The sequence below is a fragment of the Variovorax paradoxus genome (assembly GCF_000834655.1).
Classification (GTDB): domain Bacteria; phylum Pseudomonadota; class Gammaproteobacteria; order Burkholderiales; family Burkholderiaceae_C; genus Variovorax; species Variovorax paradoxus_F.
Map to the genome: position 1 here is coordinate 135,077 of NZ_JXQQ01000084.1, position 25,807 is coordinate 160,883.

The 25,807-nt window shown below is 60.5% G+C and carries 24 protein-coding genes; 10 read left to right on the forward strand and 14 right to left on the reverse strand.

The annotated features are described in order from the left end of the window. Window positions 1-21: 21 nt before the first annotated feature. Complete coding sequence (locus RT97_RS27100) at window positions 22-294, forward strand: helix-turn-helix domain-containing protein (protein WP_042581948.1); 273 nt, start codon at window positions 22-24, stop codon at window positions 292-294. A 440-nt stretch (window positions 295-734) separates the two neighbouring features. After that, window positions 735-2,906, forward strand: a complete 2,172-nt coding sequence (locus RT97_RS27105; protein WP_172672258.1) for an AAA family ATPase — start codon at window positions 735-737, stop codon at window positions 2,904-2,906. Between the two features lie 8 nt (window positions 2,907-2,914). Here the strand turns inward: RT97_RS27105 and RT97_RS27110 are convergent, their stop codons facing one another. From RT97_RS27110 to RT97_RS27120, 3 genes are all read right to left on the reverse strand, one after another. After that, window positions 2,915-3,535 (reverse strand): hypothetical protein, encoded by a 621-nt coding sequence (locus RT97_RS27110; protein ID WP_155403903.1) that lies wholly within the window; start codon window positions 3,533-3,535, stop codon window positions 2,915-2,917. A 61-nt stretch (window positions 3,536-3,596) separates the two neighbouring features. After that, window positions 3,597-4,979 carry a relaxase/mobilization nuclease domain-containing protein gene (locus RT97_RS27115; protein ID WP_042581951.1) on the reverse strand — a complete coding sequence of 461 codons (1,383 nt, stop codon included), beginning with the start codon at window positions 4,977-4,979 and terminating at the stop codon, window positions 3,597-3,599. Continuing rightward, entirely contained in the window at window positions 4,976-5,431 is a 456-nt protein-coding gene (locus RT97_RS27120; RefSeq protein WP_042581952.1) for a plasmid mobilization protein, read from the reverse strand. The genes RT97_RS27115 and RT97_RS27120 overlap by 4 nt, the downstream gene beginning before the upstream one ends. A gap of 462 nt (window positions 5,432-5,893) precedes the next feature. Between RT97_RS27120 and RT97_RS27125 the strand changes: the two genes are divergently transcribed. Beyond that, window positions 5,894-8,623, forward strand: a complete 2,730-nt coding sequence (locus tag RT97_RS27125) for a DEAD/DEAH box helicase family protein (protein WP_080898450.1) — start codon at window positions 5,894-5,896, stop codon at window positions 8,621-8,623. A 9-nt stretch (window positions 8,624-8,632) separates the two neighbouring features. Beyond that, a complete protein-coding gene (locus tag RT97_RS27130; protein ID WP_042581953.1) occupies window positions 8,633-10,651 on the forward strand; it encodes a site-specific DNA-methyltransferase in 2,019 nt (672 codons plus the stop codon). 151 nt (window positions 10,652-10,802) lie between these two features. On the opposite strand, the gene RT97_RS27135 is transcribed toward RT97_RS27130, so the two are convergent. The 4 genes from RT97_RS27135 to RT97_RS32195 all read right to left on the reverse strand — a co-directional run bounded on the left by RT97_RS27135 (window position 10,803) and on the right by RT97_RS32195 (window position 14,557). Then, the gene (locus tag RT97_RS27135; protein ID WP_042581954.1) at window positions 10,803-11,831 is read right to left on the reverse strand and encodes a restriction endonuclease; all 1,029 of its coding nucleotides are present in this window, start codon (window positions 11,829-11,831) and stop codon (window positions 10,803-10,805) included. Between the two features lie 109 nt (window positions 11,832-11,940). Beyond that, on the reverse strand, window positions 11,941-12,516 hold the full coding sequence (locus RT97_RS27140; protein WP_042581955.1) for a hypothetical protein: 576 nt from the start codon (window positions 12,514-12,516) through the stop codon (window positions 11,941-11,943). After that, window positions 12,513-12,860, reverse strand: a complete 348-nt coding sequence (locus tag RT97_RS27145) for a hypothetical protein (protein WP_042581956.1) — start codon at window positions 12,858-12,860, stop codon at window positions 12,513-12,515. The genes RT97_RS27140 and RT97_RS27145 overlap by 4 nt, the downstream gene beginning before the upstream one ends. Window positions 12,861-13,030: 170 nt before the next feature. Further along, window positions 13,031-14,557: a DNA primase family protein gene (locus RT97_RS32195; RefSeq protein WP_052810765.1), complete on the reverse strand. Its 1,527-nt coding sequence runs from the start codon at window positions 14,555-14,557 to the stop codon at window positions 13,031-13,033. A gap of 124 nt (window positions 14,558-14,681) precedes the next feature. Here RT97_RS32195 and RT97_RS27155 point away from each other — a divergent pair, with 124 nt between their 5' ends. After that, the gene (locus RT97_RS27155) at window positions 14,682-15,623 is read left to right on the forward strand and encodes a hypothetical protein (RefSeq protein WP_155403904.1); all 942 of its coding nucleotides are present in this window, start codon (window positions 14,682-14,684) and stop codon (window positions 15,621-15,623) included. A gap of 47 nt (window positions 15,624-15,670) precedes the next feature. Here RT97_RS27155 and RT97_RS27160 read toward each other — a convergent pair whose 3' ends face one another. Next, a complete protein-coding gene (locus RT97_RS27160; RefSeq protein WP_042581958.1) occupies window positions 15,671-17,623 on the reverse strand; it encodes a DEAD/DEAH box helicase in 1,953 nt (650 codons plus the stop codon). Window positions 17,624-18,003: 380 nt separating this feature from the next. Here RT97_RS27160 and chrA point away from each other — a divergent pair, with 380 nt between their 5' ends. Then, the gene (chrA, locus tag RT97_RS27165; RefSeq protein ID WP_042581959.1) at window positions 18,004-19,221 is read left to right on the forward strand and encodes a chromate efflux transporter; all 1,218 of its coding nucleotides are present in this window, start codon (window positions 18,004-18,006) and stop codon (window positions 19,219-19,221) included. Between the two features lie 10 nt (window positions 19,222-19,231). Here the strand turns inward: chrA and RT97_RS27170 are convergent, their stop codons facing one another. Next, a complete protein-coding gene (locus RT97_RS27170) occupies window positions 19,232-19,678 on the reverse strand; it encodes an SRPBCC family protein (RefSeq protein ID WP_042581960.1) in 447 nt (148 codons plus the stop codon). 186 nt (window positions 19,679-19,864) lie between these two features. Here RT97_RS27170 and RT97_RS27175 point away from each other — a divergent pair, with 186 nt between their 5' ends. Beyond that, window positions 19,865-20,086, forward strand: coding sequence for a hypothetical protein (locus RT97_RS27175; RefSeq protein ID WP_042581961.1), 222 nt, complete (start codon window positions 19,865-19,867; stop codon window positions 20,084-20,086). Between the two features lie 35 nt (window positions 20,087-20,121). Here RT97_RS27175 and RT97_RS27180 read toward each other — a convergent pair whose 3' ends face one another. From RT97_RS27180 to RT97_RS27195, 4 genes are all read right to left on the reverse strand, one after another. Beyond that, entirely contained in the window at window positions 20,122-20,562 is a 441-nt protein-coding gene (locus tag RT97_RS27180; RefSeq protein ID WP_042581962.1) for a helix-turn-helix domain-containing protein, read from the reverse strand. An 81-nt stretch (window positions 20,563-20,643) separates the two neighbouring features. Further along, window positions 20,644-21,066, reverse strand: coding sequence for a hypothetical protein (locus RT97_RS27185; RefSeq protein WP_155403905.1), 423 nt, complete (start codon window positions 21,064-21,066; stop codon window positions 20,644-20,646). An 83-nt stretch (window positions 21,067-21,149) separates the two neighbouring features. Beyond that, window positions 21,150-21,629, reverse strand: a complete 480-nt coding sequence (locus RT97_RS27190; RefSeq protein WP_042581964.1) for a MarR family winged helix-turn-helix transcriptional regulator — start codon at window positions 21,627-21,629, stop codon at window positions 21,150-21,152. Window positions 21,630-21,646: 17 nt separating this feature from the next. Further along, window positions 21,647-22,078: a GNAT family N-acetyltransferase gene (locus RT97_RS27195; protein ID WP_042582012.1), complete on the reverse strand. Its 432-nt coding sequence runs from the start codon at window positions 22,076-22,078 to the stop codon at window positions 21,647-21,649. Window positions 22,079-22,160: 82 nt separating this feature from the next. On the opposite strand from RT97_RS27195, the gene RT97_RS27200 reads away from it, so the two are divergent. From RT97_RS27200 to RT97_RS27210, 3 genes are all read left to right on the forward strand, one after another. Further along, window positions 22,161-22,562, forward strand: coding sequence for a DUF2946 family protein (locus tag RT97_RS27200; RefSeq protein ID WP_253278325.1), 402 nt, complete (start codon window positions 22,161-22,163; stop codon window positions 22,560-22,562). 116 nt (window positions 22,563-22,678) lie between these two features. Further along, entirely contained in the window at window positions 22,679-23,296 is a 618-nt protein-coding gene (locus tag RT97_RS27205) for an SCO family protein (RefSeq protein WP_042581965.1), read from the forward strand. 44 nt (window positions 23,297-23,340) lie between these two features. Further along, entirely contained in the window at window positions 23,341-23,826 is a 486-nt protein-coding gene (locus RT97_RS27210) for a copper chaperone PCu(A)C (RefSeq protein WP_155403906.1), read from the forward strand. A gap of 269 nt (window positions 23,827-24,095) precedes the next feature. Here the strand turns inward: RT97_RS27210 and RT97_RS27215 are convergent, their stop codons facing one another. Then, the gene (locus RT97_RS27215; protein ID WP_042581966.1) at window positions 24,096-25,736 is read right to left on the reverse strand and encodes a 3-(methylthio)propionyl-CoA ligase; all 1,641 of its coding nucleotides are present in this window, start codon (window positions 25,734-25,736) and stop codon (window positions 24,096-24,098) included. Between the last annotated feature and the right edge of the window lie 71 nt (window positions 25,737-25,807).

Genomic DNA, 25,807 nt, shown 5'->3' on the forward strand with positions numbered 1-25,807 from the left:
TGAGAAACGGACCATCCAGGCATGGTCAAAACGGCGCCCCCTGAAAAGCAAAAAGCACCTGAGCTGGTGCTTTTTGGGGAGGCTGTTCGTCGTCGGCGGAAGGCGCTGGGCTACTCGCAGGAAGCCTTCGGCGATGCGTGCGGTATTGACCGCAGCTACATGGGCGGCATTGAGCGCGGCGAGCACAACCTCGCTTTGATCAACATCCTGAAGATCATCCGGGCGCTAGACATTCAGCCTTCGGATTTCTTCAAAGATCTGGACACGCCCAAGAAGAAGAGCAAGTCAACGTAGCAGTCCATGGCTGCACCTGTGGGCAACCCTGCTGCGCCCTGCGGCAGGCATGGGCAGGGTTGTCCATAGGCAGGCGAAGCCTGAGCGGTGGACTGTGGATTGAATCCTATGGGTCCGGCGTGCGGCCAATGCGTACCGACTCGACACGCTATTGCCTTTCCGGCCCAGAGAGACCAAAGGTTGGGTGCGGATATTCGCGTTTTCTCTACCCCTAGCGCAGGCAGCAGATCCAGCAACAAACGGTTACCCTACTAGAGCGATCCGAAGCGGACGAAGGTCTGTGCGTGCGTGTATTTCCATGAATAAACTGGAGAAGGCAATTGCTAGAGCGAATCTCTGAGATACAGGGCGTCGGACTTCTGCACGATGCGAGTGCAAAATCTCATACTTGCCGTAAGGCGACGCTGATATATGGAGACAACGGACGCGGCAAGTCCACCTTGGCAACCATCTTGCGTTCTCTTTCCATTGGAGACGCATCGCTGATTACCCATCGAAAAACGCTCGATGGAAAACTGCCCCCCAAGATAACTCTTCAATTCGCGAATGGGCATCCGGTCACTTTTTCCAACGGGGCTTGGTCTGAGTCGCGTCCGGAAGTCTTGGTTTTTGACGCCAACTTCATCGAGCTGAACGTCCATTCCGGTGGGGCAGTAAACACCAATCATCGGAAAAATCTTCTCGAGTTTGCTCTGGGTGAGCCAGCCGTTGCCGCGCGCACTGCTGCGGACAAGGCAACAGCAGATGCGAAGAAGGCTTCCGAAGATGTCCAGTCGTTGTCTTCGCAGTTGGCCGGGTATCACACCGGCATGGCTTTCGTTCAGTTTGAAAAACTGGCTGCGGTTTCGGATGCTGACACCCAGCTTGCCGCGCTTCAAGCCCAGATCGGTGCGGCAAGAAACCTCAATGCCATCTCTGCCAAGGCAGTTCCCTCAATCGTCACTGAACCGACCTTCGATCTTGAGTCAGTATTCTCGGTTCTTCGGACTTCGCTCAAAGATGTCCATGCTGATGCGGAGAAGGTCGTCAAGGAACACCTCGGGAAGATTGGAGACGAAGCTGCCGAAGGCTGGATAAGCCAGGGCCTTCAGTTTGGAGACGGGAAGAGCTGCCCATACTGCAATCAAGATGTCGAAGGTAATGACCTTATCAAGGCTTACCAAACCCACTTCAACGCAGCCTACGGCGAACTGAAGGCTAAGGTCACGGCCTTGAATACGACAGTTTCGACGGCAACGTCAGCAACCCACGTAACCTCCATCGTCCAAGCAGTTGCAACCGCTGCTGCAAGAGTGTCGGCATGGGCAGAACAGGTGCCCACTGATTCGTTCGTGTTTGACCCGATCCCAGCGGAGAAGGCGCTTAAAGAATTGGAAGAGTTTCTATTCGTACTTGTTCATCAGAAGCAAGGATCGCCCTCTGATGCGGCGGGTTCCCCCGAAGACCTAGCCAAGGCTGAGCAACTCTGGAGCGCTGTGCTTACACCCTTGAAAGAGGTGAACACCACCATTAAGGCGGCTAGCGATCTGATCGATGACTACAAAGGCAAGCTTGCAACGGCGAACACCACAACCCTCCAACAACAGGTCCTGCAACTTGAATCCGCAAAGCGCCGACATCAGCAGGTCGTTGTCGACCTCATCGCAAAGTTAGGCATTGCGCGGAAAGCTGCCGAGACAGCAGAGTCGGTCAAAAAAGCCGAGCGTGAAAAGCTCGATACGTTGATGAAGGCGACCCTCAGCAAATACGAGAAGTCCATCAACACTCTGTTAAAAAATTTTGGTGCATCCTTCAGCATCGAGGGCATGGGCGCCAACTTTCGTGGAGGGGCCGCGCGTAGTGAATATGGGCTGCTACTGCGAGGCAAGACAGTTGCCCTCGAGGGCGGACATCCATCTTTTGCGACGGCACTAAGCGAAGGCGATAAGAGAACTTTAGCATTTGCATTTTTCGTTGCAAGCACTCTGGCGGATACCAAGCTATCGACGAGAACGGTGGTGGTTGACGATCCCATGTGCAGCCTGGATGCAAACCGAAAGCAGCATACAAAGGCTGTCCTAAAACGGTTGCACGCTGGAGCCGCACAGCTCGTAGTATTGGCACACGATCCATACTTTCTCCGCGATCTGCGCGACGCGTTTCTGAAGGTGGACTCAGCGACTCCGATCAGTCTCTTTCAACTTGTTCTTGCTGCCAACGACTACACGAGCTTCGGCGCTCTAGACATCGACAAAGAGTGTGAGTCAGCATATTTCCAGCACCACCGTGTGCTCAACGCATTTTGCGACGGAACTCCATCAGACAGTCGAGCCGTCGCAAAGGCCGTTCGGCCAATGCTGGAAGGTTATCTCCATCGCCGATTCCCAGGTCTTGTATCGAAGTCACTGCTGTTCGGTCAGGTCGTCATTCAGATTAGGGACGCAGGGGTTCCGAGCCCACTCGTCCATGCTCAAAACCTCGTGACTGAATTGAACGAAATCAACGACTATGCAGGTCAATTTCATCACGACACCAATCCAGGTGCTGACACAGTAGTTGTCGTCGCAACAGAACTAAAAACGTATGTCACTCGTGCCCTGCACATTGTGCATCGGGGCGAGGCGATGGCCTGACGCGAATATCAAGTCCAGTCTAGTTCTGAAGCGATAAGCTTTCGGTATTCGGTGTCGATCTGACTGGGGGCGCGGCGGACGTATTCTTCGGCCGCTATGCGCTCGGCTCCATCAAGTTCGTTCAGATGCGCGACGATCTCTTCGGCGCGCGGCATAACGCCTGGGCTGATTTTGAAGCCGCAACTCAAACCCGTCCAAACTACGCCTGCGAGGCCTCGCTCTTGTGCCCACGCAGCAATCGCCGGTGCTCCCTCGCCCTGATAAATTCCGCCGGACCTGTCCCAGTAGCCGATGTTGGCTTCGATCCACTTTGGTTTGGCCGCCTCAAATTCGCGAAGACCGAGTTGCTGCCTCGCGGTCGCCACATTATCCGCAGCAAGCAGAGTCCACAGTGATTGAACCTCCGGCACGTTCTCGCAAATCACCAGTGTGATCTTGCGGCCAGCCGACTCTCTTGCGAACTCGACGGGGAGCATCGGACCATCTCGGTTCCAACCGCCGACACATGGCAACGTTCTCGGGTCCCAGATCAGCGAACCCCAGCCAATGCAGACAATTTTGTCTTGATGATGTTCCATGCTGACCTTTGGGACTTCACTTGATGCCTTGCCAGAATTTCTGGCGGTCATGCTTCTCGTGCTGATCGTATGTGCGTTCTTCCGCGTCTGCGGCGAAATTCCGCAAAGCTTACTACCACTTCAGCTTCTTGCTCGGCGCCTCATTGATCTGCCTGACCTTCGCCTCCTGCAACTGCTGCTCCAGCCGCGCCATCTGCTCCATCAGCGCCGCAAGCTGCTGCTGTGCCTTCTTCGCTTCGTCCGGAGTCTTCGCATTCGCCATATCGGCAACGGCCGCATTGATGGACTGCTGCAAGGCACCGATGGCCGCCTGAATGCTGTGGATGGTGTCCATAGCGGTGGACGGCACTGGTGAAGTGACCGTCGTTCCGGTGTCGCGCATGGCTTTCATTCGCTGGGTCGCCTGCTCCATGCTGGCGATCACGGGCTTCTTGACCTGTTCGCCGTCGGCCTGCTTGGCGGTGGTCATCGCATCTTCCACGATGCGTTCGGTATGGGGTGTCTTCTTGATGGGCATGGTTTTCTCCTTTGTTGTTGCTCTTGTGAAGTCGGCAGGTTTCAGCGTTGCTGCTGAGGCGCTGCCGGCGCCTTGGGTTCTCGGGAAGGTGCGAGGGCTCAGGTACATCTTGATGTTGAAAGCTCGCCGCTCGCCGACCAGGGTGTCCAGGCTGGCCAGGGCTTTCTGATACTCGGGCACGGTCAGCATGACGGTGCCGGGCTTCCCGCTCTTTGGCGGCGCCAAGGAGCGGTAATCAGTGTCGGCTTCAAACAAGGGGCCTTTGAGCCGCATCGCCTTCGTCGCGCCCGGCATCTTCACAGAGAGATAGTCCTGGCCTTGACGTGTGACAGTCACGCCGAGTGCGTCATCCAGCCACTGCACCAGTTCATTCCTGTTATTTGCGTGGCCAGCCTGGACAGCCTGGACAATTTCCTGTTGCAGCAGATGGGCGGAACGCCGTTTCCCTTTGCTACCGGGTAGCTTCCGGTCGGTGACCGAGATGGCGGCACGCATTGGGTCCGGGCTGACCTGCCCATAGCCCATCCTATGGTTCGTCACCTGGGTGAAGGCTTCGTACAGGGCCAGGTTGCGTTCACCGGGTGGATGAATATTGAGCCGCTTGCCGCGTCCAGTGGCGAATTCGATCATCGGCACAACGAAGTGGATTTCAACATTACCCTTCTCGCGGTGCAGCACGAACAGGCTGTTGAACTGGCGATCCAACAGACCCGGTGCCACGGTCTTCTTGAACGAATCGACCACCTCGTGCATCTGCTGGCGGGTTGGCTCCTCCTTGTCCCGGAAGGCCAGTACGCCGGACACATAGCGGTGTTTGCGCTGGATGCCGTTGATGACGGCAATCGTGGTGGCGGGATGGCCTTCCAGCACCTCGGGAGCGACCTCGCGGGGCTGGCCCGTGTGGTCCTTCATGCTGAGCAGGTAGTTCACCGGCGCTTCGCCATTGGAGGTGCCCGACTTGAAGATACGCACGATCACGCCGCCTCCGCTGTTCCCGCCGTGGCCGCAGTGCTCTCCTTGGTGATGCGTTTCAGGTTCTCTTCGGCGAGGTCTAGGACCTGCATCATGACCATCAGCATTTCTTCGTCCAACGCTTCGCCTTCGGTCAGGTGGCGTGCGATCTGGTTCACATGGCCGGCGATGTCGTTGAGTTCGGCCTGGCAGGCCAGCAGAATGTGGTGATGGCTGAAGGGTGAGTCGGCGTTGCCGCCATGGACAGCTTGCTGGCGAACATATTGGGCGATGCTGCCGAAGCCCTGCGACAAGGCGCGGGCACAGATGGTGGCGTGCTCTGCGGGCGAGACTCTGGTTTCCACGCGGCGGGTGCGCAGGTGTTGCTGTCCATTATGTCCAGCCCGTCCTGGCTGTTGCTTGGAGATGGTGCCGGCGACCTCGTGAGGGTCGGCGGTGGTGGTGATGTTGTCGTTCATGGCGGCGTCCTTTCTTCTTGTTGTTGTGTGCCGTGCCGGCGCATGGCTTGAGCGCCAGCGGGGGGTGGAGACGAGAGGGGTATGGGGGAACCCCATCAAGGACATGTTCGCCTACGGCGGATAGGTTGACCTTGCTTCCTCTTGGTTTTTCTTTCTTCCCCTCCCCCTGATTTCATTCAAGCAGAGGACAACGGGAATGCAAGTGCCGGCGAGCTGTTTCCGATAGGTGGTGTGTTCTCGGGATGTGCGGGCCGGCGGAAAAGTTCTGAGTGAATGCTGTCCAACCTGTCCAGGCCGCCAACCCGCCCAGTTGATTTCACTGATTTGGCTATGACATCGCAGAACAGACAGCCGGCATTCTGAATGCGCGCCACATCGTCGTCCCCTTGTACGATTCACCACCAGCGGAGCCCTCATGAGATTCGGTACTCCACCGCCTAGCACAAAAAATACATTTCTTCAATGAATCACCTGTTTCAAGCCTTGACCGTCCGTGTGGACGAGTGGCGCAAGGCCCGATACGAGTGCCCAGACTTCCCCGCCATCGGTGAAATTTTGGATTTCGCGATGGAAGACCCTGCTACCGACCAGTTGCGGTACTTGCGCCGGGCGCAGTTCCGCGCACTAGAGACCTATTGGTACCTGCGTCTGGTGCTGAACACACCGCGCATTCCTGACTTGTACGCCACCCTATTTCCGAAGCCAAAGGACCGGCGTGAGGCCATGGGGCTGACTGCGCGCGAAATCGTGGACATGATTGCCGACGATGGCTTGGACGCCGTGCTGGAGTTGGTGCAAACCGACAATGCGTTTGTCCGTAAGCACGGACTGGAAAGCCTTCGCGAGACCTTCTCGCTGGATTACCCCAGCTACATCCTGGCGCTCGCCATGGGCGCGGGGAAAACCATCCTCATGGGTTCCATCGTCGCCACTGAGTTCGCCATGGCGCTGGAGTATCCAGACGGTCCATTTGTGCAGAACGCATTGGTCTTTGCGCCGGGCAAGACCATCCTCAGTGCTCTGCGGGAACTGGCGGACATCCCGTTTGAGCGCCTGTTGCCTGCCCGCCTGCACAAGCCGTTCGCGGCCAGCCTGAAGCTCACCTTCACGCGCGACGGCGACAAGCAAATTCCCATCACTTGGGGCAGCAGCTTCAACGTCATCGTCACCAACACCGAGAAAATCCGCATCCAGAAGCCGACCATGCGGAATACGGCCCAGAACCGGCTTTTTGCCGGCACCAAGGATGAAGAGGCGACGGCCATGGCCAATTTGCGCCTGCAAGCTATTGCCTCATTGCCCCACCTAGCCGTTTTCTCCGACGAGGCCCACCACACCTACGGCCAGAAGCTGCTTGGCAAATGGGAGAGGGACAAGCAATCCGGGGAACTGGTGTTCAAGGACGACGGCATCAAGAAGGTGCGCCGTACCATCGACTACTTGGCGCGGGAAACCAACCTCATCGTCACGATCAACGCGACCGGCACGCCGTACTTCGAGCGGCAACCCTTGCGTGACGTGGTGGTCTGGTACGGGCTGGGCGAGGGCATCCGCGACGGCGTGCTGAAAGAGTTGGCCAACGGCATCAAGGTGCTGGAGTTGGGTGATGGTGACGCCGAGCGCATGGTGCAGAGCGTGATCGATGACTTTGTGACGGACTATTGGCCCGTCTCGCTGGAGAACGGGGCACCCGCGCGGCTGGCCTTGTACTTCCCCAACCTTGAAACCCGCGACGAGTTGCGATCCAGCATTGAATCCGCGTTGCTGGCCCACGGCATTGGCCCAGACACCATGCTGGCGGTGGACAACAAATCCAGCGAGACGACCCGGCGCAGCTTTGAAGCCGTGGCACGCGACCCTGCGGCACCGCACCGCGTCATGCTGCTGGTCAACATGGGCACGGAGGGATGGAACTGCCCCAGCCTGTTTGCCTGCGCATTGGTGCGCAAACTGGCGACCAGCAACAACTTTGTGCTGCAGGCCGCCACCCGTTGCTTGCGCCAAGTTCCCGGCAATGCCAAGCCTGCCCGCGTGTACCTGACGGCGAGCAACAAAAAGACGTTGGAAGACCAGTTGACCGAGACCTATGGCACCAGCCTCAAGGCACTGGACACTCAGCAAGCCGAGCGGGTCGAAAAGATCATTCACCTGCACAAGCCGCACTTGCCAGCTTTGCTGATCAAGAAGCGCGTGCTACGCATTCAGCGCAAGGCAGTCCTCGCTGATACTGCGCCATTGGCATTCACCTTGCCCGATGTGTCTGCACCCGCTGGGCCAGTGGTTCAGACGTGGAGCCCGGTGCTCACCGCTAGCGGTGGCACCCGAATGCAACGGCTCGATGCCGCAGACGTGCTGCTGGAGTCGTTCACTCCCTTGCTGGATTGCTACACCGCTGCCGCCCGCCTTGCCGCATGCCACCACATGCCCACCACCGAATTGCTGACCGCACTTCGTCAGGTCTACGTAACGCAGGAAGTGCCCGACCACCACATGGACGCCCTAGGCCAACAGATTGAGGCGCAGCGCAACCAGTACGAAGAGGCATGGGACGAAATCGAGGTGGCCGTGGCATTGGTCAAGGCCGATGGTTTTGACCTAACCGAGGTCAACGGCAAGGCGGTCTATACCGCCCGCATCAGCTTTGACAAAAAGAACCAGCACCTCTACAAGACGGCCAACGAGACCGCCGATGCAGCGCATGCCTTGCGTAATAGCTTCCACTACGAAGGCTACAACTTCGACTCCAACCCGGAGGCCGAGTTTTTGGACTGGACGCTTGGCCTGTTGCATGCGCACCCGCACCAGATAGAGGGCCTTTGGTTCACCGGGGGCCTCACCGATGCAGGAAAGACCGACCTGCGAGCCGAGTATCTGGGCGACGATGGACGTTGGCATACCTACACGCCGGACTTCGTGCTGCGCCGTGCCGATGGCAAGCACCTTGTGGTTGAGGTGAAGAATGACAAGCTCAGTCCGGACATTGATGCGGACATGGCCCGGCATGCCTTGGGTAAGGCGGCGCAAACGCTGGAAGGTCGCAAGGCCGTGGCCTTGAAGCGATGGGAACAACTCAACCCCGACCGCCTCAGTTACCACGTCATGTTTGCCGACACTGTCTTGCACGACGCTGGTAAAAAAGCCGTGCGGGACTTCATCACAGCCAAAGTAATCGCCGCGCCTGCGGCCACCTGATAGACCGTTATGACCGAACAAGCTAAAACCAAGAAGAAGCCGACAGATGTGACGGTGGGGCGGGCCAAGGGTCGGCCTATGTTGAGTTGGGTAGGCAAGAAACCGCTGGGCCGTGTTGCTGCGTTCCCCGCTCAGCATATTGAGCGTTTCAGTGCGGACGATGCCGCACACCCGCTGTCTCCGAGTTCCGCCGATTGGTCTAAGTGGCCCAAAGACTTGCCGCAGGGTGGTCTGCTGTATCACGGGGATAACAAGGAGGTTTTGGCGCACCTGTTGGCAAACGGCTTTCGTGGACAGGTCAAGCTGATCTACATAGACCCGCCGTTTGACAGTGGTGCGGACTACGTGCGCAAAGTGCAATTGCGTGGCGCCAAAGGCACGCTCAAGATTGACGGTGAAGACTATGCGCTTGGCGAACAGGTGCAGTACACCGATATCTGGAGCAACGACAACTATTTGCAGTTCATGTACGAGCGGCTGTTGATGCTCAAGGAGCTACTGAGTGAAGACGGCGCACTATATTTGCATTGCGACTGGAACAAATCCCATCATCTGCGGTGCCTACTGGAGGAAGTATTTGGGCCCGACGGATTCAAGAACGAGATCATCTGGCAGCGTGTGGCATCGCGCAGCGACTCCACCACATACAACCATATCCATGACGTCGTGATGTTCTGCACCAAAGGGCCAGATTTCGTCTGGAATCAGCAGTATCACGCTTACAGCGACAAGTACGTTGAGGACAAGTATTCACTTGTCGATGCAGCAGGGCGAAAATACCAACTCGACAACCTCACAAGTCCCAATCCTCGGCCCAACATGACGTATGAATGGATGGGGCATGCCCCGCCCGAGAAGGGCTGGCGGTATTCAAAGGAGTCAATGCAAGAATTGCACGACTCTGGGCGCATCTGGTATCCCGAAGACAAAGAGAAGCGCCCGCGCCTGATTCGTTATTTGGATGAAGGTAAAGGTGTTCCGCTTCGCAGCATGTGGACGGACATCAACCCAGTGAACAGCCAAGCCGACGAACGTTCCGAGTATCCGACCCAGAAGCCGGAAACATTGCTGGAACGCATCATCTCCACATCCACGGACCCCGGCGACTTAGTTCTTGACTGCTTCATTGGGTCGGGAACCACTGCCGCCGTTGCTCAAAAACTTGGCCGCCGCTGGATCGGCTGCGACATCAACAAGGGCGCAATTCAGACCACAGCTAAACGACTGCAAGGGGTGATTCGGGAGCAAGCTGCCGCGCTCGCCAGAGCATCCCAAGGCGAGTTGGTTGCCCGTGAAGATGCGCTGCCACCGCCTTGCCAGTTGACGCTCTCTAGTTGGCGAGTGAACGACTACGACCTGCACATCCAGCACAACGAGGCCGTTGAGTTGGCATGCGAGCACCTGGGCATCACACGCACCCGAACCGATCCGTTCTTTGATGGTACGCGCGGCAAGATGCTAACCAAAATCATCCCGTTGAACCATCCGCTCACGCCGCTGGACTTGGAAGCTCTGCGTACCGAACTCAAGAACCGACCCGAAGAAGAGCGCGATCTGTTGGTTGTGAGTCTGGGGCAAGAGCACAAGGCTCGCGAATGGGTGGAGCACTACAACCACAACCGGCCTATCAACAAAATCCATTTGATTGAGTTGCGCACGGACCGCAAGGCAGGGGGGTTCATCAAGCACGAGCCGATGTCGGTGCAGGCCAGCGCTCGGCGTGAAAGTGACAACCTAATAGTTACGATTGCCGATGTGGTTTCGCCAAGCATCATCGCGCGGCTGGATTTGCAAGAAGGCATTTTCCGGGCACAAATACCGGACTGGCGGGCAGTGGTGGACTGCATTCTCATTGACGCTAATCACGATGGTGCCGTTTTTAACGTGACCCTTGCTGATGTGCCCGAGCGCAAGCAAGACCTCGTTAGCGGTCGCTATGAGTTGGTAGCCCCGCCGGTTGGGGCAGTTGTCGCGGTGAAGGTCATCGACATGCTTGGCGAAGAGCGGATTGTTTCGCTGACGGTTTAGCTCAAATTTTTAGGATCAGGACAGTTGGCCTGGTTCTAGAGCCGGCGACCTTTCATCAGGCTCGACAGAGTTCGAGCGCGGAGCCTTTCAGCGGCAGCCGAAACACGACAAATGCATGGCCAGCCTGGACAGCCCGGCCACGGCGCCAACATCAGTCTGCGGTGCTATCGCTCAACACCGGCTCAGGAATGTAGACACGGCGCATCGGGATGAGCGCTTTGTATTTGGCGTCCAGTGCTTCGTAGTGCCCAAGCACCAGTTCGACCAATGCGTCACCGTCTATCAGCCGTAGATTGCTCTTGCTGCGCGCGAACTCCGTTGCTTGCTTCGTGAAGTAGCCCAGCGTGACGAACAAGCCGAATTCGGTGGGAGCAACGTTTCCAGCCAGCTCCCTTATCGCGGGGCCGCCGATACTACCTTCCGTGCTCTTAATTTGCACCTTGATGATTGGCGGAGCAAAGCCAAGTTCATCTGTGTGAGCCACGATGTCAATGCCCCCGTCTGAGCCCTCCGGAGACACGCGAGTGCGATACCCCATCGTCTGCAAAAGATTCGCCACGAAGTGAGCAAATGGGTGCCCCTTGGTCTGCTGGGCAAGCACCTTAAGAACATAGTCTCTAGCGGTCTCTTCAACATCCTGGCTGATCTCTGCGACTGAGTCGTCCTTCGCTACAGGCACCACAGGTGGTGGTTGCTTTCCTTGAATTGCGGACAAGAATTCATCGGCGTAGTTTTTGACCACGAAAAGGGACATTGCCGAGCCGATCTCGTACAGTGCACCTTGCGAGAAGTGCGAGCGTGGAATGGTCTTCAGCCATTCAACCCTTCGGCGCTGTGGATACAACGGATCGCCGCCGGCATCATGAACATAGTCGCCTATGACGCGTCCGAGGTGGATTTCTCTCGGATTTTTTGACGGGTACACCACGAGGTCGTTGATCTGCATCTCGTGCACAAAGCGAAAGAGCTGCCCGGCCGACGTGGGAACTTGCCCCGGCTTGGATTTCGCTGCTACGGGATACACAGCCGCATATCGTTGCTTGAATGCTTCCCGCGTTGCTGTGAGGACGGCCAAATTTCCCATAGCGTGCCAGCCAAGGGCGATGACTTTCTTTTTGAGGAACAACGAGTTGGCATCTCCTGTTTTACCGGCGTGGATGCCCCAGAGTGTTTGCGTCATTCTTCTTCTCTTACATTTCTAAGCTTGTGATTCGACGGTTATACATCCGCCGCGATAGCCGACGATGACACCTGCTCCATCTCCATGTCGTACTCTAGTTCTGTGAACTTCAGATCTTGACCTTCTTGGTATCGGTCCCGGCCTTCGGTTTGAGCCGCGCCGACAACCACTCATGCTGCAACGCCGTGCCGCACCGACCGACGAATGTGGCGAAGCGCTCATCACGACCTTCACCCGACATGCTGTTCTCTTGCATGAGTTCGCCCACGATTTCGACTGGGGTTATCCGCAACCGCAGCAGGTACTGCACCAGCACCTCGGCGATACGGCGATTGCGCATTTCCATCCAGTGCCGATGCGCGATCATCGCGAGACCCACCGACGACGGATCGGGCTCGGCCAGTGCCCCGGCCTTCAGCAGAGATTCAAGCTCGGTGACATGGTCGTCGCTGAAGTGCTGAAGTCGCCACCGCATGAGCTTCTCGCCCCGTTGGACGGCCGCTTTCAGTTCCGTCACACCGGCATCCGTCAACACGCTGTGCATCGTGTGCGTGCGGAAGTTGGGTTGGTAGTCGTAGGTTGGATTCGGCTCGTAGTCGTCGGCCTCCGAAGGCGGGTAGCTTGCAGCCGGCATCCGCCAGCAATGCCATGCCGTCTCGGCCCAAACGATTTCGGCGGCGTTCATGACCAGTCCTCCGCCAGTTCTTCATCCCGTGCGAATGCGATGTCCAGCAGGTTGCGAAGCTGTTCCGCATCGGTCGCACCGGTAAAGTTGCCGCCGTAGATGGAGATTTCCTCCAGCGAGTCGCCATCGCAATAGCAGGCTTCAAAGATGGCATCGACCGGATCGATGACAGTTCGTTCCTTCTCGCGACCGTAGCCCATCGCCTCGCCGAAGCTCAGTTCTTCCTCGCGGATGGTGATCGAGAAGTCAAAGCTATCGTCGTCATGATTGCAGGCATAACCTCCGCTGGTCTGGCGCAGCGTGAAGGCGACATTGAATGCCTGGGTGAATTCGTTCAGTGTCATTTTGGTTTCCTTAAAGAGTTGGGTTGATGTGTCCACCCTGTCCAGGCTGGCCAAGCGATTTCGGTGTTTCGTCGCGTGAAATCTGCTGAGCGGGATGAGCAAGTCGTCGTCACCGTCTGGCTGGCCAAGTCATCGAAATGCCTGGCCAGCCCGGACTGCTTGGACATGTACTACCTGTTCTTGAACGGGTCGAAGTCCTCGTCGGCCGCTGAAATGTTCGCCATGAGCATGGCGTTCAAATCAGCGTTCTGGCCGCCCGTCGTGGGAATGTTCGCCATGCGCATGGCATTCAAATCGGCGTTCTGGTCGTCCGCTGGCTGCTCAATATCAAAATGACCGAGCATCAGCCCCAGACGGCGCACCCGCTCTTTCTTCCCATTGACGGTGAGCACCACACGGTCTTCCTTGGCCGTGGGGAAGACGGCCTTCATCCGCTTGAAGAACTCGGCATTGCCCACGGGCATCAGGCCGTGCTGCTGGCAGTGGTCGCGATAGCGGTCATAGAGGTCTGCCTTGCTCACCATCTGACTGGGAAGCATGGACAGAGCCACACCGGCATCCTGGGTCCAGGAGCACACCGTGTTGGATGTCTGAATGGCATCCTGCTTGGCCTGCTCCATGACCTGGGGCACCGCGAAACCACCGTGAGCAAGCATCCGCTGCAACCCGAGCAAGGCCCAGTCGAGCACCGCATCCAGTTCCGTCTCAATGATCTTCTGGTCCAGGTCGTAGATGACTTTTGCACCCTTGATCTGCTGGTTCCACTCCACGATGTGAAGACGGCGCCACCAGCCATCGGAATGGTCCGTCGCACTGGGCAGGTGGTTGCTGCAAATGATGAATTTCGCCGTGGAGCGATAGTTGAACGACTTGCCGTACTTCGGCTCCACTTGCACCGCACCGCCGCTGATCAAGGACTTCAGGGCCTGCTGGTTGATCTTGGCTTTCGGCGTCTCATCGCAGAATGCCAGCGAAGCGCCCACCAGACTGGCGAGGTCGAACCCGTCGAGCTTTTCCAGCCGCACGGCGACGGAATGTTCATGCAGGGCACGAACGACATTCAACAGCAGCGATTTGCCGTTGCTGCCCGCACCGACCCACAAAGTTCCGACCTGCAACTTGGTGGTGCCGGTCAAGGTGTAGCCGATGTACTCCTGAACGAAGTCCTGCACGTCCTGGTTGGGCAGCGATGAGGCCAGGAACTGAGCGAACAGCGATTCCGGATCCAGAGGCTGCGGCGTGTAGGGGCCGAGTGGAATGCTCCTGTCGCAGGAAATCCGATGGCAGATGCCGACACCGATATCCGGTTCAATGGCGGTAATGGCACCCTCGGGGTCCACGAAGAGCCAGCAGTCGCGCAGCGGAATGACGATGCTCGAAGCCTTCGGCTTGGCGGGCAGCTTCCGCACCCTCAGCCGGGCGGTGTCAACACAGGACTGGGCCATGGAGGCCGTCGCCCTGCTGCGGTCGAAAATGGAAAGCCAGTCCAGTGCTTCTTCCTGGATTGCCTCGTCCGAAGTGGCCTTCCAGTGGTCCTGCTCCCATTTGTAGAACAGCCGGTCGCTGCGAGCGGTGCGCGGGTCCTTGCGACACAGGTCCGCATACTGGATCTGCGAGGTCTCCGAGTCAGAAGATTTTTCGCGAACCAGCGGCGCGGATGAGGGGAGGCTTGAATCGATAATTTTTTTCTTCGTCATGTTGGTTCCTTTCGTTGTTATGACGAACCGAATATCTCAAGGCGACACCCAAAACACCCGGCCAAACCACCCCTGAAAAGGCGCACCCGGTTCGTCCTTGACAAACATAAATCCCTTTAAAAAAATGAAAACCAATCCCGTCGCAGGAAGCAGCCGAGCCCGCTCGTCACCGGCTGTGAAGAGCCCAGAACTTCAGAAGCTGCGGGTGCAGACCTGGTATCGGCACCTGCTGGAACGCGCAGTCGGTTCGGAGGTGGAACGGTATTCCGACATCGCAGCCACACGAGCGGCCATCGGCGTGGATAACGCCTTGCCCAATCTGAACGCGGCTTTGCAGAAGTGGCTGAACATGCAGGTGGAGCAGAACCTGCACCGGCTGACGTTGGAGGAAGCGGAAGCCGCGCAACGGCTGAGCCGCAGTCGGTATGACGAAGGCAACAGCACGCCCACCGAATTGACGATCAGTGTCTTTGAGGTGCTTCTGCCTGGCTCGGCGGCCGTCTACGACCTGGGGCCGGGATATCTGCCGGTGTGGCAAGTGGTGGATGGCGATTTGAAGGCGTGCAAAGCCTATGTGCAGGAGATGCTCAACCCGTCATCGCAACGATGGGAAGGCGGGTTCAATGAACTCGTGCAGGAGGTGTTTGATGCACTGATCGCGCCGGCCTACCGCTTGAAAATGGACGAGATCCCGGTGCTGGGTGCGCCGCAGCGTGATACACACCCGGTCTGGCTCAGCTACATCAACAGCCGCTATGCCGCCACCTTCGGCGATGACGAGGCAGACAAGTTGCCCGAGGCGTTCACGCTGGACGACGCCATTCTTCTGGCCATTGGGCTCGCCCACCTTGCCACCGAAAGAGAGGGCAGCCCGAAGCTGCAACTGGAATGGCTGCTGGTCGGGCTGTGCTGGGGCGTGATCGGGCAGCACATTGATGAACACCTTCAGGAATACGTCTTGAGGTCGGTGCAGGAGCGCGGCAAGGCCATGGATGTGGCGCTGAGAAAGATGGGAATCAGGCTACCGACGTTTGAGGAACGGTGGCCGACGGGAATTACCCCGTAAGAACCTCGGGCCGAGCCTACTGGCTGGCGCACCTGATGAGTCAACGCTCAACCCAACTCAGCCCACTCAGTTCGAAGTCGCTCCAACTGCCCTCGCACTTGATCAACCAATGGACCCACTCGCCGCGCCGATAGCGCCAGCCACAGGGTCGCCCGAGTCATTGCCACGTAGAGCAGCCGCAGCTCATCAGCAGCAGATTGGTGTTTGGCTTCTTCGAAGGCATCAATCGCACCGACGAACACATGCGAAAACTCCAGGCCCTTGACGCTATGGGCAGTCAAGATCCGAACGGCGTCATCAGTCCACCTCAAGTCGCGTGGCTTCAGCGTACGCATGGACTGACATGCAATGCCATGCACGCGAAGCGCCTCTTCCAGGGGCTCCATTGCTGCCTTGAAGCGAAAAACGACGGCAATCTGCCCCAATCGCACGCCCTCGCTCTGCAATTGAGTGATGCGCTGCACCTGCCAAAGCGCTTCAGCCCGGGGAGATTCGGCCTCGTGCAGCACTGGCATCGGACCCCTGCGCCCCGCCGAGTCTGGGTGCACTACGGATACTGGCGCGTCGCCGCCACCCCCATCCAGCAACGCACCCAATTCGCTGTCATCCATATCGGAACTGGAGCCGTCACCCGGGATCTGTGACATCAACTCGCCAGCGCAGCGAAGCGCAAGGCTCAGTACCTCCGCTGTATTGCGGTAGTTGGTGCGCAAGATGGTGCTGCGACGGCCGCCGACCACGTCAATGCCCAGTGCCTTGAAGGGCGTCTTGCGGTTCTGCTTCTTGTAGATGGCCTGGGCATGGTCGTAGAGAACCAGCAGCGCTTTCGTGGCGGGATTGACCAACTCAACCGACATGCGCAACCATGAGTCTTCAAAGTCATGCGCCTCGTCGATCATCACGGCCGTGTACTGGCCCTTGGGCACAAAGCCCGTGGCGAGCGCGCGTTCCACCGTGGCCGCCAGCTCAGCAAAGTAGGCGCCGGCCGGGCTGCGCGGGGTCTTCACCTCCAGTTGGTAGGTACGGACCATGTCCTCGCACCAACTATGAAAGGAGCGCACCACGACACCTTGGCTGGACTCACTGACCCCCCTTTGCTCCAACAGGTAGGCGATGCGCTCAGCGAGCGCGCGGTTGTAGCAGAGCACGAGCACCGGCCGCCCCACCGCAGCCGCCGCCTTGGAGAGGTGTTGAGCGCGGAACACCAAGATCATGGTCTTGCCCGACCCTGCAACACCGTGAATGACCCGATGGCCGTCACCCATGCGGCGCGCCTCGCGCTCTTGCTGCATGTCCATGACGTGCATCATGTCGTGCATGCGAACGGGACTTTCGGGTTTCGCCTCCCCCAGCCCCAGCACCTCCTGCTGCGGTTCCACACGGAGGGTGGGAAACAGATGCCAACGCACGCGATCTTGCTGCGGCAGGGTCATCGTGTGCGGGAAGTTCACTTGCATCATTGACCACAACCGCTGGCTGAAGGTCTCCGTGTCCACGTCGTCTGACAGGTCGTCGCGCAGCAGCGTCCGATCGCTCGGAAAGATTTCCGCAAAGCCGGGGTCTGAAACGTCGTCGCGCTTCAAGTTGACCAAGGCACAGCCCCATCCCCACGGGAACAAGAGCTTTCCTTTGAAGCGCCCCTCCGCCGCCACCAGTGCCGGATCAAGTTGCATTCGATCAGCCAACGCCAGCACATGCTGCCGTGCCTGAGCCAGCGGGTGGGGGCTGGTCACGACGCCCCGTTCAACGTTGAGTTGCACGCGATGCTTGTCCGCGCCGACCAGCGTGTTTCGCTTCCAGTCTTTGACCTCCAGCACGAGCAGGCCCTGTCTCGGGCTCAGGATCACGAAGTCAGGTTGCAAGCCGGCATCGCCAATGGGCAGATCGTGCCAAACGAGATGGTCGTCGGGGAGATGGCGCTTCAGCGCCTCAAAGAGCTTGCGTTCACCCGCATTGCAGCGGGCATGCACGGTTGTTTTGCCTTGCGGAAAGTAAGCCATCGTGCCCCCTTGAGGCCGGTCTCACTGCGCAATCGAAAGGCGAAAAGGCATGGCGCGTGACAACTCAGCCGTTGATCAGTAACCGATTGTGATCCAAGTAGCGAGACACCTCCGGCGGGGCATGTGTAGTGGTGGCGCCTTGCTCGAGGCCGCTGGCCCGTTGGTGGCGTACGTGATACGGTTGGTGTCACGAATTCGGACCACCTCTGACCGTCCCGAATTCGCCAAGTACTTGATATTCAAGGACTTTCCGGATTTTGGTTTTTCCTCCGTGAAGAGCCACCAACACTGCTGAAGCGGTTCTCCGCTAAAGTCAAAAGCCCTAGGTAGATCAACTACTTAGGGCTTTTTTCGTCTGGTCTTGCCCAAGACCCCGCCTCATGAACCTGCCGCAGCAACCCGCACCGGAACATCGCTCACACGGCACGGTGCTCGAAGTCTTCCTCGCCTTCCTCAAGCTCGGCCTTACGTCTTTCGGCGGGCCGGTCGCCCACCTCGGCTACTTCCGCGCGGAGTTCGTCGAGCGCCGCCAATGGCTGGACGACCAGAGCTACTCGGACCTGGTCGCGCTGTGCCAGTTCCTGCCCGGGCCCGCGAGCAGCCAGGTCGGCATCGCGCTGGGATTGGGGCGGGCCGGCTGGGGCGGCGCGATTGCGGCGTGGATCGGTTTCACGTTCCCTTCGGCGATGGCGCTCATCCTCTTTGCGGCCGGCGTCACGCGATGGGGAGCCCTTTCCGAATCGGGCGCCGTCCATGGCTTGAAGGTCGTCGCGGTGGCCGTCGTCGCGCAGGCGGTATGGGGCATGGCCAAGTCTCTGTGCCCTGACCGCCTGCGCGCAGGCGTGGCCATCGCTGCGGCGTTGCTGGTGCTCGCGGTTCCCACGGCAATGGGCCAGGTCGCAGCCATCGTCGCCGGCGGCCTGGTGGGGCGGTGGGCGCTGAAGCTTGGCCACCTCCCCGACGCACAGCATCGCGACTACGGCGTGAGCAAGGCGACCGGCGCGGCCCTGCTGGGTCTTTTCGTCGCGCTGCTCGCGGCGTTGCCCTTGCTGGCCGCGGCGATGCAAGCACCGGCGATGTCCGTCGTTGCCGGGTTCTACAAGGCGGGCGCCCTGGTCTTCGGCGGGGGACACGTCGTGCTTCCCTTGCTGCAAGCCGGCGTGGTGCCCAGCGGCCTGGTCTCGAACGATCTCTTCCTGGCGGGCTACGGCGCAGCCCAGGCGGTGCCTGGCCCCCTGTTCACGTTCGCGGCTTTCCTCGGCGCTGTCATGCCCACCCCGTTCGGCGGCTGGCTGGGCGGCCTGGCGCTGCTCCTGGCCATCTTCCTTCCCGCCGCGCTGCTGGTGATCGGCGCGCTCCCTTTCTGGGAGACCTTGCGCCAGCGCGACGGCGTGCAGCGCGCGATGGCCGGCGTCAATGCCGCGGTCGTCGGCGTCCTGCTGGCGGCGCTCTACGACCCGGTGTGGACGAGCGCCATCCACTCGTCCGCCGATTTCGGTTTGGCATTGGCGGCCTTCGGGCTGCTGGTCTACGGGCGGCTTTCGCCGGTGATGGTCGTCGCGCTGGCCGCAGCCGCCGGATGGCTGCTGGCGCTCTGAGAGCGAAACGCTATTCGTTGATCTCCGGCTCGACCAACCTCGCCAGGTTGCGCAGCGACTCCTGCCAGCCGAGATAGCAGGCTTCCACGGGGATCACCTCGGGCAGCCCCTCCTGGACGATGCTCAGCTCCGTGCCGACCGACACCTGCTTCAACGTGACGGTCACGTGGATTTTCCCGGGCAGGTTGGGATCGTCGAAAACGTCGGTGTAGCGCAGCAGCTGGTTCGGCACGAGTTCGACGTATTCGCCACCGAACGAGTGGCTCTTGCCCGTGGTGAAGTTGGTGAACGACATCTTGTACTTTCCACCCACCCTGGCGTCCATCTCGTGGACCTTCCCGGTGAATCCGTTGGGCGGCAGCCACCGCGCCTTGGCGTCGGCATCGAGAAATGCGCGATAGACCTTCTCGGGCTTCGCGGCAAGGACGCGATGCAGTCTGACCGTGTTGGTACTCATGGTTCTTCCTTTCGAAACCACGAGCCTACGAATATCCAAGGTGCATCACAAGGCCCGAGAAACCGTAGATCCTGCCAATTGCGCCGGGCCCTAGCGTGGGGTTCGATGTCATCTGTATCTGTTCGTACAGACGCTTACTCCTTTGGCCTACAGGCAATCGCGCACGGAAATGAAAAATTCCACCCCATGCTCGAAATGGAAAACCCCGACCCGCACGGCTTGGCAACCCAAGCGGCCGAGTGGCGGCGGCGCGCGCTTCGGGGCGACCGCGACGCACGAGGCATCGCGCATGCGCTCGAGGTGCAAGTGAGACGGCTTCGCGGCGGATCGCCGACCGCGATCCCCGATCTGGACACTCGTCCGCTGGCCGACTGGCAATCCGCGCGGCCTTGGTGGAAGCCCTGGTGAGGCAATCGGCGGCCGCCAGTTTGCCGCCGATGCGTCTACTCGGCGCCCAGCCGCTCTGCCACTTCCTGTTTGCTTAACTCCCTTGCAGCGGCAAGCCTCTGCAGTTGTGCAGCACGCGGCCGGGCCTTGCCCTGCTCCCAGTGATAGATCGTCTGGCCCGATACGCCGACGAGTTTTCCGTAGGACGCGGCAGAAAGACCGAGCTTGCCGCGATGCGCAGCCAGCCGCGTCGCGCTGAACCTGCGCTTCGGCGCCGAATCGCCCGCCTCGTCGGACTCATCGGCAGGCCCACGCCGCGCGGAGCCCTTGGCGGCACGCCGCAACTCTTTTTCCAACGCACTCACTTGCCGACGCAAGGCAGCAATCGAGGCGCGATGGTTGGCAGATGCCTTCTTGAGTATGTCGATCTCTGCACGCACTTCTTTCCTGGCAACGCGTGAGATCTCGGCTTTGAGGATGGATGCAATGTTTGGCATGCCAGCATTGTGACCAAATCGTCAACCGCCGCGGATGTCAGGCGCTGTAACGGAATGGGCGTATCGAGTTTGGCCCGAGGCTTAGCGTGCCGTAATCCAGGCACACAGCGCCGCGTTCGCAAGCATGAGAGTGCCGTCCGTCGCGAAAATGAAAAGCATCGGCCCTTCGAGCACACGCCACGCACCTGGTGCTTTCCGGCGCCACTTGCCGATCATCGGAACATTCACCGCAAACTGGCTCGCGTGCGCCACGGCGATCACAGCGGCAAAGAATGCCTGCTGCCGCGCATCCGGGAAGAGGCCGCCGAACACCAGCAGCATCGCGCACAGCGCCATGAATCCGAAATTGAGACCGCCCAGGAAGCGGATCGAATCGCTCAGCGTGCGAAACAGCGGGCTCCCGCGCTGGTCGCGCGGCACCAGCGAACGGGCCGAGGCCTCCGGCTTCAGGGAGAAGTGGAATGCGCCGAGTCCGAACCACATGGCGTTCAGGATCAGCAGCACGGTCCAAGCGGTTGTCGGCATCGGGCGCTCCTTCAGGTCAATAAAGTTGACCTGAAGATCTTACCCAAGCCTGGTAGGCGGTGTCAGGCCATCCGCGCCAGCACGGTCATGATCTTGCGCCACGCTTCCTGTTCGCTGGGCGACACGCCGCGCAGCGCCGTCTCCATGGCCTCGCGCTCGTGCGCGGAAGCCTGTTTCTCGGTGCGGGCGCCACGCACCGTGAGGCGCAACTGCTTTGAACGGTGCTGCTGCGGATCGCGTTCCGCAACGATGTAGCCCTCGTCCTGCAAATACTTGAGCGGCCGGTGCAACGCCTGCTTGCTCACCCCGAGCAGGTCGATCAGTTGCCCGATCGAGATGCCGTCGGCGCGCGCCACCGCATACAACACGCGGTGATGAACGCGCGACAACCCTTGGCCTGCAAGGTAGGCATCGGCCTTCATCACGAGCCCGCGGAATGCGAAGTGCATGAGCAGCAGCGCGCCGTCTTCGGGATGGAGTTCGCGCATGCCGGCATCGGCAACGCGCGGCAAATCGAATGCGGGACTGGAAGACTTGGGCATGCCTTCGGATTGTCCGCTCAGGGCGCAGCCAGATAGGCATCCGGCACGTACTTCTCCATGAGCGTCTGCGGCCGCGACGGCGTCGTGAAGCCGAACTTCGCGTAGAGCCCGTGCGCGTCGCCGGTCGCCAGCATGAAGCGCCGCAGCCCCTGCAACTGCGGATGGGCCATGACAGCCGCGACCAGCGCAGCGCTGTAGCCCTTGCCGCGATGCTCTTTCAGCACGAACACATCGACGAGGTAGGCGAACGTCGCATGGTCGGAGACGACCCTCGCGAACGCCACCTGCGAGTCGCCGAGGAAGCCGCCGAAGTTCAGCGAATTGCGAATGGAGGTGCGCACGGTCTCGATCGGAATCTGCCGCGCCCAGGCCGATTCTTCCGACAGGAAGCGATGGATGAGCGCCACGTCCAGGTCCTCGATCGCGGTGGAGATTCGAAGTTGCTGCATGCCAGCGAGCATAAGCAAAGCCCTTTCGCCGGAGAAGCACTGGCACGCCGCCGGTCATGCGTGTCACCGATAATCCGCGCCAATGCCCACGCCCTTCCACGCCGCACTGAACAGGCACGCAGCCCCTCTGGGCTTGCGGCGTCCCGGTGTGCCGCTGATCCGCTGGGCGCTGCTGTGGTTCGCGCTGTCGCTCGGCGCGGCCATCGCCTCGCCGATGGTGCATCCGGTGTCGATGGAGCTGGTCTGCTCGGCCAGCGGTTCGGTCAAGGCCATCGTGCATACCGACGACGGCGCGCACGAACTGGGCGCCGGTCACCTCGACTGCCCGCTGTGCGTGCTCGGCGGCGCGCCGCCTGCAACGCCGGGCGTGTCACTGCCATCGGTCGCGCCCGCGGTCCACGCGGCCGCAGCCTTCGCGCATGCGCACATCGCCGCCATCACCGCAGCGCCGCCGCCGGCGCGCGGGCCGCCTTCGCTCTCCTGATTCGCTTCCGGTTCCTGCGCATGCGATGCCGCCTCGATGGCGGATTTCGCATCGCGCGTTCCCGCCATTCATGCGATCGCGTTCGCGAATCCGAGCGATCGCCAGAGAGAGCTTTCATGCACACGACACGACCTCCCACACTTTCTCGCCGCCACCTGCTGGTCGCCGGCGGCGGCCTTGCCGCACTGTCGCTGGCTGCCTGCGACAAGGTGCTGCCCGCGCGCTTCAACGGCATCGACATCACCGGCGCCAACTACGCGCAGGATTTCCGTCTCACCGACCCCGACGGCCGCGAGCGCACGGTGGCCGACTTCAAGGGCAAGGCCGTGATGCTGTTCTTCGGCTTCACGCAGTGCCCCGATGTCTGCCCGACCGCACTGCTGCGCGCCGCCGAGATCCGCCACATGCTCGGCGCCGACGGCGAGCGCCTGCAGGTGATCTTCGTCACCGTCGATCCGGACCGCGACACGCCCGTCGTGCTCAAGGCCTACACGAACGCGTTCGACCCGAGCTTCATCGGCCTCTACGGCGACCTGCAGAGAACCAGCGAGACGGCCAAGGCCTTCAAGGCCTACTACAAGAAAGTGCCCACCGGTTCCTCGTACACGATGGACCACTCGGCCTTCAGCTACGTGTATGACCCGCAAGGACAAATCCGGCTGGTGCTGCGCCACGAACAGGGCGCGCCGGAATGCGCCGAAGACCTGCGCAAGATTCTCAAGACGACCGCCTGAGCGCCAGCTCGATCCGATTTATTCAATCCAAGGAGATTTCCCTCATGACGAACATGACCCCCATCGCCCGCATCCTCGCCCTCTCCGCCGCTTCATTCCTCGTGGCCACCGCCCACGCGCAAGTCACCGTCAAGGAGGCGTGGGTGCGCGCCACCGTGCCGCAGCAACAGGCCACCGGCGCGTTCATGCAGATCAGCGCCGCGAAGGACACGAAGCTCATCTCGGCGAGCTCGCCCGTCACTCCGGTCGTCGAGGTCCACGAGATGGCCATGCAGGACGGCGTGATGCGCATGCGCCAGGTGCCCTCGGTCGCGTTGCCCGCGGGCAAGACGGTCGAGCTCAAGCCCGGCGGCTATCACGTGATGCTGCTGGATCTCAAGCAGCAGGTGAAGGAAGGCGACACGGTGCCGCTCACGCTGGTGTTCGAAGGCCAGGACGGCAAGCGCGAGACGCTGGAGGTGAAGGCGCCGGTGCGCGCGCTCAACGCCGCGGCCAAGCCTGCTGCTGCGCACGGCGATCACAAGCACTGAGCGACGTCGCGAGAGATCGATCGCCGACCGCTGCACACGAGCGGCCGGCGATGTTACCCAAGACCGCTGCGTGTCACACCGGAAATCTGCTGGGGATTTCCCCTTATGCCGGCCGCGCACGCACCAGTTTGCGTCGCACGTTTTCCCCGCCGGCCGCGGGGCTGCTCATTCAACAGGCAACGTGGTGGGAACCCCCGCCAATGCTCGCTTTGCAGCCCGCCCTCCTATGGCAACCCACAGAGTTGTCCACAGAAAAATCGAACAAGTCATCAAACTGACTTCGCCGCGACATATCCCTTGAACATTTCCCGCAGCTTCGTCTTGAGCAGCTTGCCGGTGGCTGTATGCGGCAGGCTGTCGACGAAAGCCACGTCGTCGGGCAGCCACCACTTCGCCACGCGCGTCGAAAGAAAAGTGAGCAGTTCCTCGCCCGAGACCTCCGCGCCTGCGCGCTTGACCACGATGAGCAGCGGCCGCTCCTGCCACTTCGGATGCGCGATGCCGATCACCGCGGCCTCCGCCACGGCCGGGTGCGCGCTCGCGGCGTTCTCCAGGTCGATGGAAGAGATCCACTCGCCGCCCGACTTGATGACGTCCTTCGCGCGGTCGACCAGCTGCACGTAGCCGTCTTCGTCTATGGTGGCGACATCGCCGGTCGGAAAGAATCCTTCGGCATCCAGCACGCTGCCGCCCTCGCCCTTGAAGTAACCGCTCGCGATCCACGGCCCGCGCACATGCAGGTGGCCGAAGGCCTTGCCGTCGTGCGCGAGGCGCTGGCCGTCTTCGCCCACGATCTTGATCTCTACGCCCCACACGCCGCGGCCCTGCTTCATCTTCACCGTGGTCTGCTCCTCCTTCGATAGCGCGCGGTGCTTGGGCAGCAGGTTGCCGATCACGCCGATCGGGCTGGTCTCGGTCATGCCCCAGCCCTGCACGAAGTCGGCGCCGAAGTCGCGCTCGAAGCGTTCGATCATGGCGCGCGGCGTGGCTGCGCCGCCCACGCCAATGCGCTTCAATCCGATGGCGTGCGTGTCGATCTCCGGGTGCGCATCGAAGTACTGGAACAGCATGAGCCAGATGGTGGGCACGGCCTGCGAGAAGCCGACCTTCTCGTCGCGCATCAATTCGTACAGGCTCTTCGGGTCCATGTGCGGGCCGGGCATGACCAGCTTCATGCCGGTCATGGCCGCCGCGTACGGCATGCCCCACGCGTTGGCGTGGAACATCGGCACCGCGAGCAGCAGCGTCATCTGCGAGTTGACGCCGAAGGTGTCGGGCGCGCACTCCATCAGCGAATGCAGCACGGTGGAACGGTGCGAATACAACACGCCCTTGGGGTTGCCCGTGGTGCCCGAGGTGTAGCAAAGCGACGAGGCCGTGCGCTCGTCGAACGCGGGCCAGGTGCAGTGCTCGCTCTGCGCGCCGACGAGCTCGTCGTAGCACAGCAGGTTGGGCACGTCGATGGCGGGCATGTGCGCGCGGTCGGTCATCGCGATGAAGGCGCGCACGGTCTTCAACTGCGGCGCGAGCTTCTCGACCAGCGGCGCGAAGGTGGTGTCGAAGAACAGCACCTTGTCTTCCGCGTGGTTCACGATGTAGTCGATCTGCTCCGGAAAGAGCCGCGGGTTCACCGTGTGCAGCACCGCACCGAAGCCGGACACGCCGTAGTACAGCGCGAGGTGGCGGTGGGTATTCCATGCGAGCGTGCCGACGCGGTCGCCGGGCTCCACGCCCAGCACCTTCATCGCGTTGGCCACCTGCTTGGAGCGGCGCTGCACCTCGCCATAACTGGTGCGGTGAACCGGCCCCTCCACCGTGCGCCCCACGATCTCGGCGTGCGGGTGGAAGGTGGCCGCGTGGTCGATCAGCGAAGAGATCAACAGCGGGCGGTCTTGCATCAATCCGAACATGTACGTGTCTCCTGTGCACCGGGGAATCTCATGCAGCGGCCGGCAGCATCGTAGGCAGGCCCCCGGCACGC

Bases quoted from the DNA above. Each gene is read 5' to 3' on its own strand.
- chrA (WP_042581959.1), top strand. From the start codon at position 18,004: ATGAACCTGCCGCAGCAACCCGCACCGGAACATCGCTCACACGGCACG.
- RT97_RS27190 (WP_042581964.1), bottom strand. From the start codon at position 21,629: ATGCCCAAGTCTTCCAGTCCCGCATTCGATTTGCCGCGCGTTGCCGAT.
- RT97_RS27100 (WP_042581948.1), top strand. From the start codon at position 22: ATGGTCAAAACGGCGCCCCCTGAAAAGCAAAAAGCACCTGAGCTGGTG.
- RT97_RS27125 (WP_080898450.1), top strand. From the start codon at position 5,894: ATGAATCACCTGTTTCAAGCCTTGACCGTCCGTGTGGACGAGTGGCGC.
- RT97_RS27120 (WP_042581952.1), bottom strand. From the start codon at position 5,431: ATGAACGACAACATCACCACCACCGCCGACCCTCACGAGGTCGCCGGC.
- RT97_RS27110 (WP_155403903.1), bottom strand. From the start codon at position 3,535: ATGACCGCCAGAAATTCTGGCAAGGCATCAAGTGAAGTCCCAAAGGTC.
- RT97_RS27175 (WP_042581961.1), top strand. From the start codon at position 19,865: ATGCTCGAAATGGAAAACCCCGACCCGCACGGCTTGGCAACCCAAGCG.
- RT97_RS27210 (WP_155403906.1), top strand. From the start codon at position 23,341: ATGACGAACATGACCCCCATCGCCCGCATCCTCGCCCTCTCCGCCGCT.
- RT97_RS27170 (WP_042581960.1), bottom strand. From the start codon at position 19,678: ATGAGTACCAACACGGTCAGACTGCATCGCGTCCTTGCCGCGAAGCCC.
- RT97_RS27130 (WP_042581953.1), top strand. From the start codon at position 8,633: ATGACCGAACAAGCTAAAACCAAGAAGAAGCCGACAGATGTGACGGTG.
- RT97_RS27215 (WP_042581966.1), bottom strand. From the start codon at position 25,736: ATGTTCGGATTGATGCAAGACCGCCCGCTGTTGATCTCTTCGCTGATC.
- RT97_RS27205 (WP_042581965.1), top strand. From the start codon at position 22,679: ATGCACACGACACGACCTCCCACACTTTCTCGCCGCCACCTGCTGGTC.
- RT97_RS27135 (WP_042581954.1), bottom strand. From the start codon at position 11,831: ATGACGCAAACACTCTGGGGCATCCACGCCGGTAAAACAGGAGATGCC.
- RT97_RS27180 (WP_042581962.1), bottom strand. From the start codon at position 20,562: ATGCCAAACATTGCATCCATCCTCAAAGCCGAGATCTCACGCGTTGCC.
- RT97_RS27200 (WP_253278325.1), top strand. From the start codon at position 22,161: ATGCCCACGCCCTTCCACGCCGCACTGAACAGGCACGCAGCCCCTCTG.
- RT97_RS32195 (WP_052810765.1), bottom strand. From the start codon at position 14,557: ATGACGAAGAAAAAAATTATCGATTCAAGCCTCCCCTCATCCGCGCCG.
- RT97_RS27140 (WP_042581955.1), bottom strand. From the start codon at position 12,516: ATGAACGCCGCCGAAATCGTTTGGGCCGAGACGGCATGGCATTGCTGG.
- RT97_RS27145 (WP_042581956.1), bottom strand. From the start codon at position 12,860: ATGACACTGAACGAATTCACCCAGGCATTCAATGTCGCCTTCACGCTG.
- RT97_RS27195 (WP_042582012.1), bottom strand. From the start codon at position 22,078: ATGCAGCAACTTCGAATCTCCACCGCGATCGAGGACCTGGACGTGGCG.
- RT97_RS27155 (WP_155403904.1), top strand. From the start codon at position 14,682: ATGAAAACCAATCCCGTCGCAGGAAGCAGCCGAGCCCGCTCGTCACCG.
- RT97_RS27160 (WP_042581958.1), bottom strand. From the start codon at position 17,623: ATGGCTTACTTTCCGCAAGGCAAAACAACCGTGCATGCCCGCTGCAAT.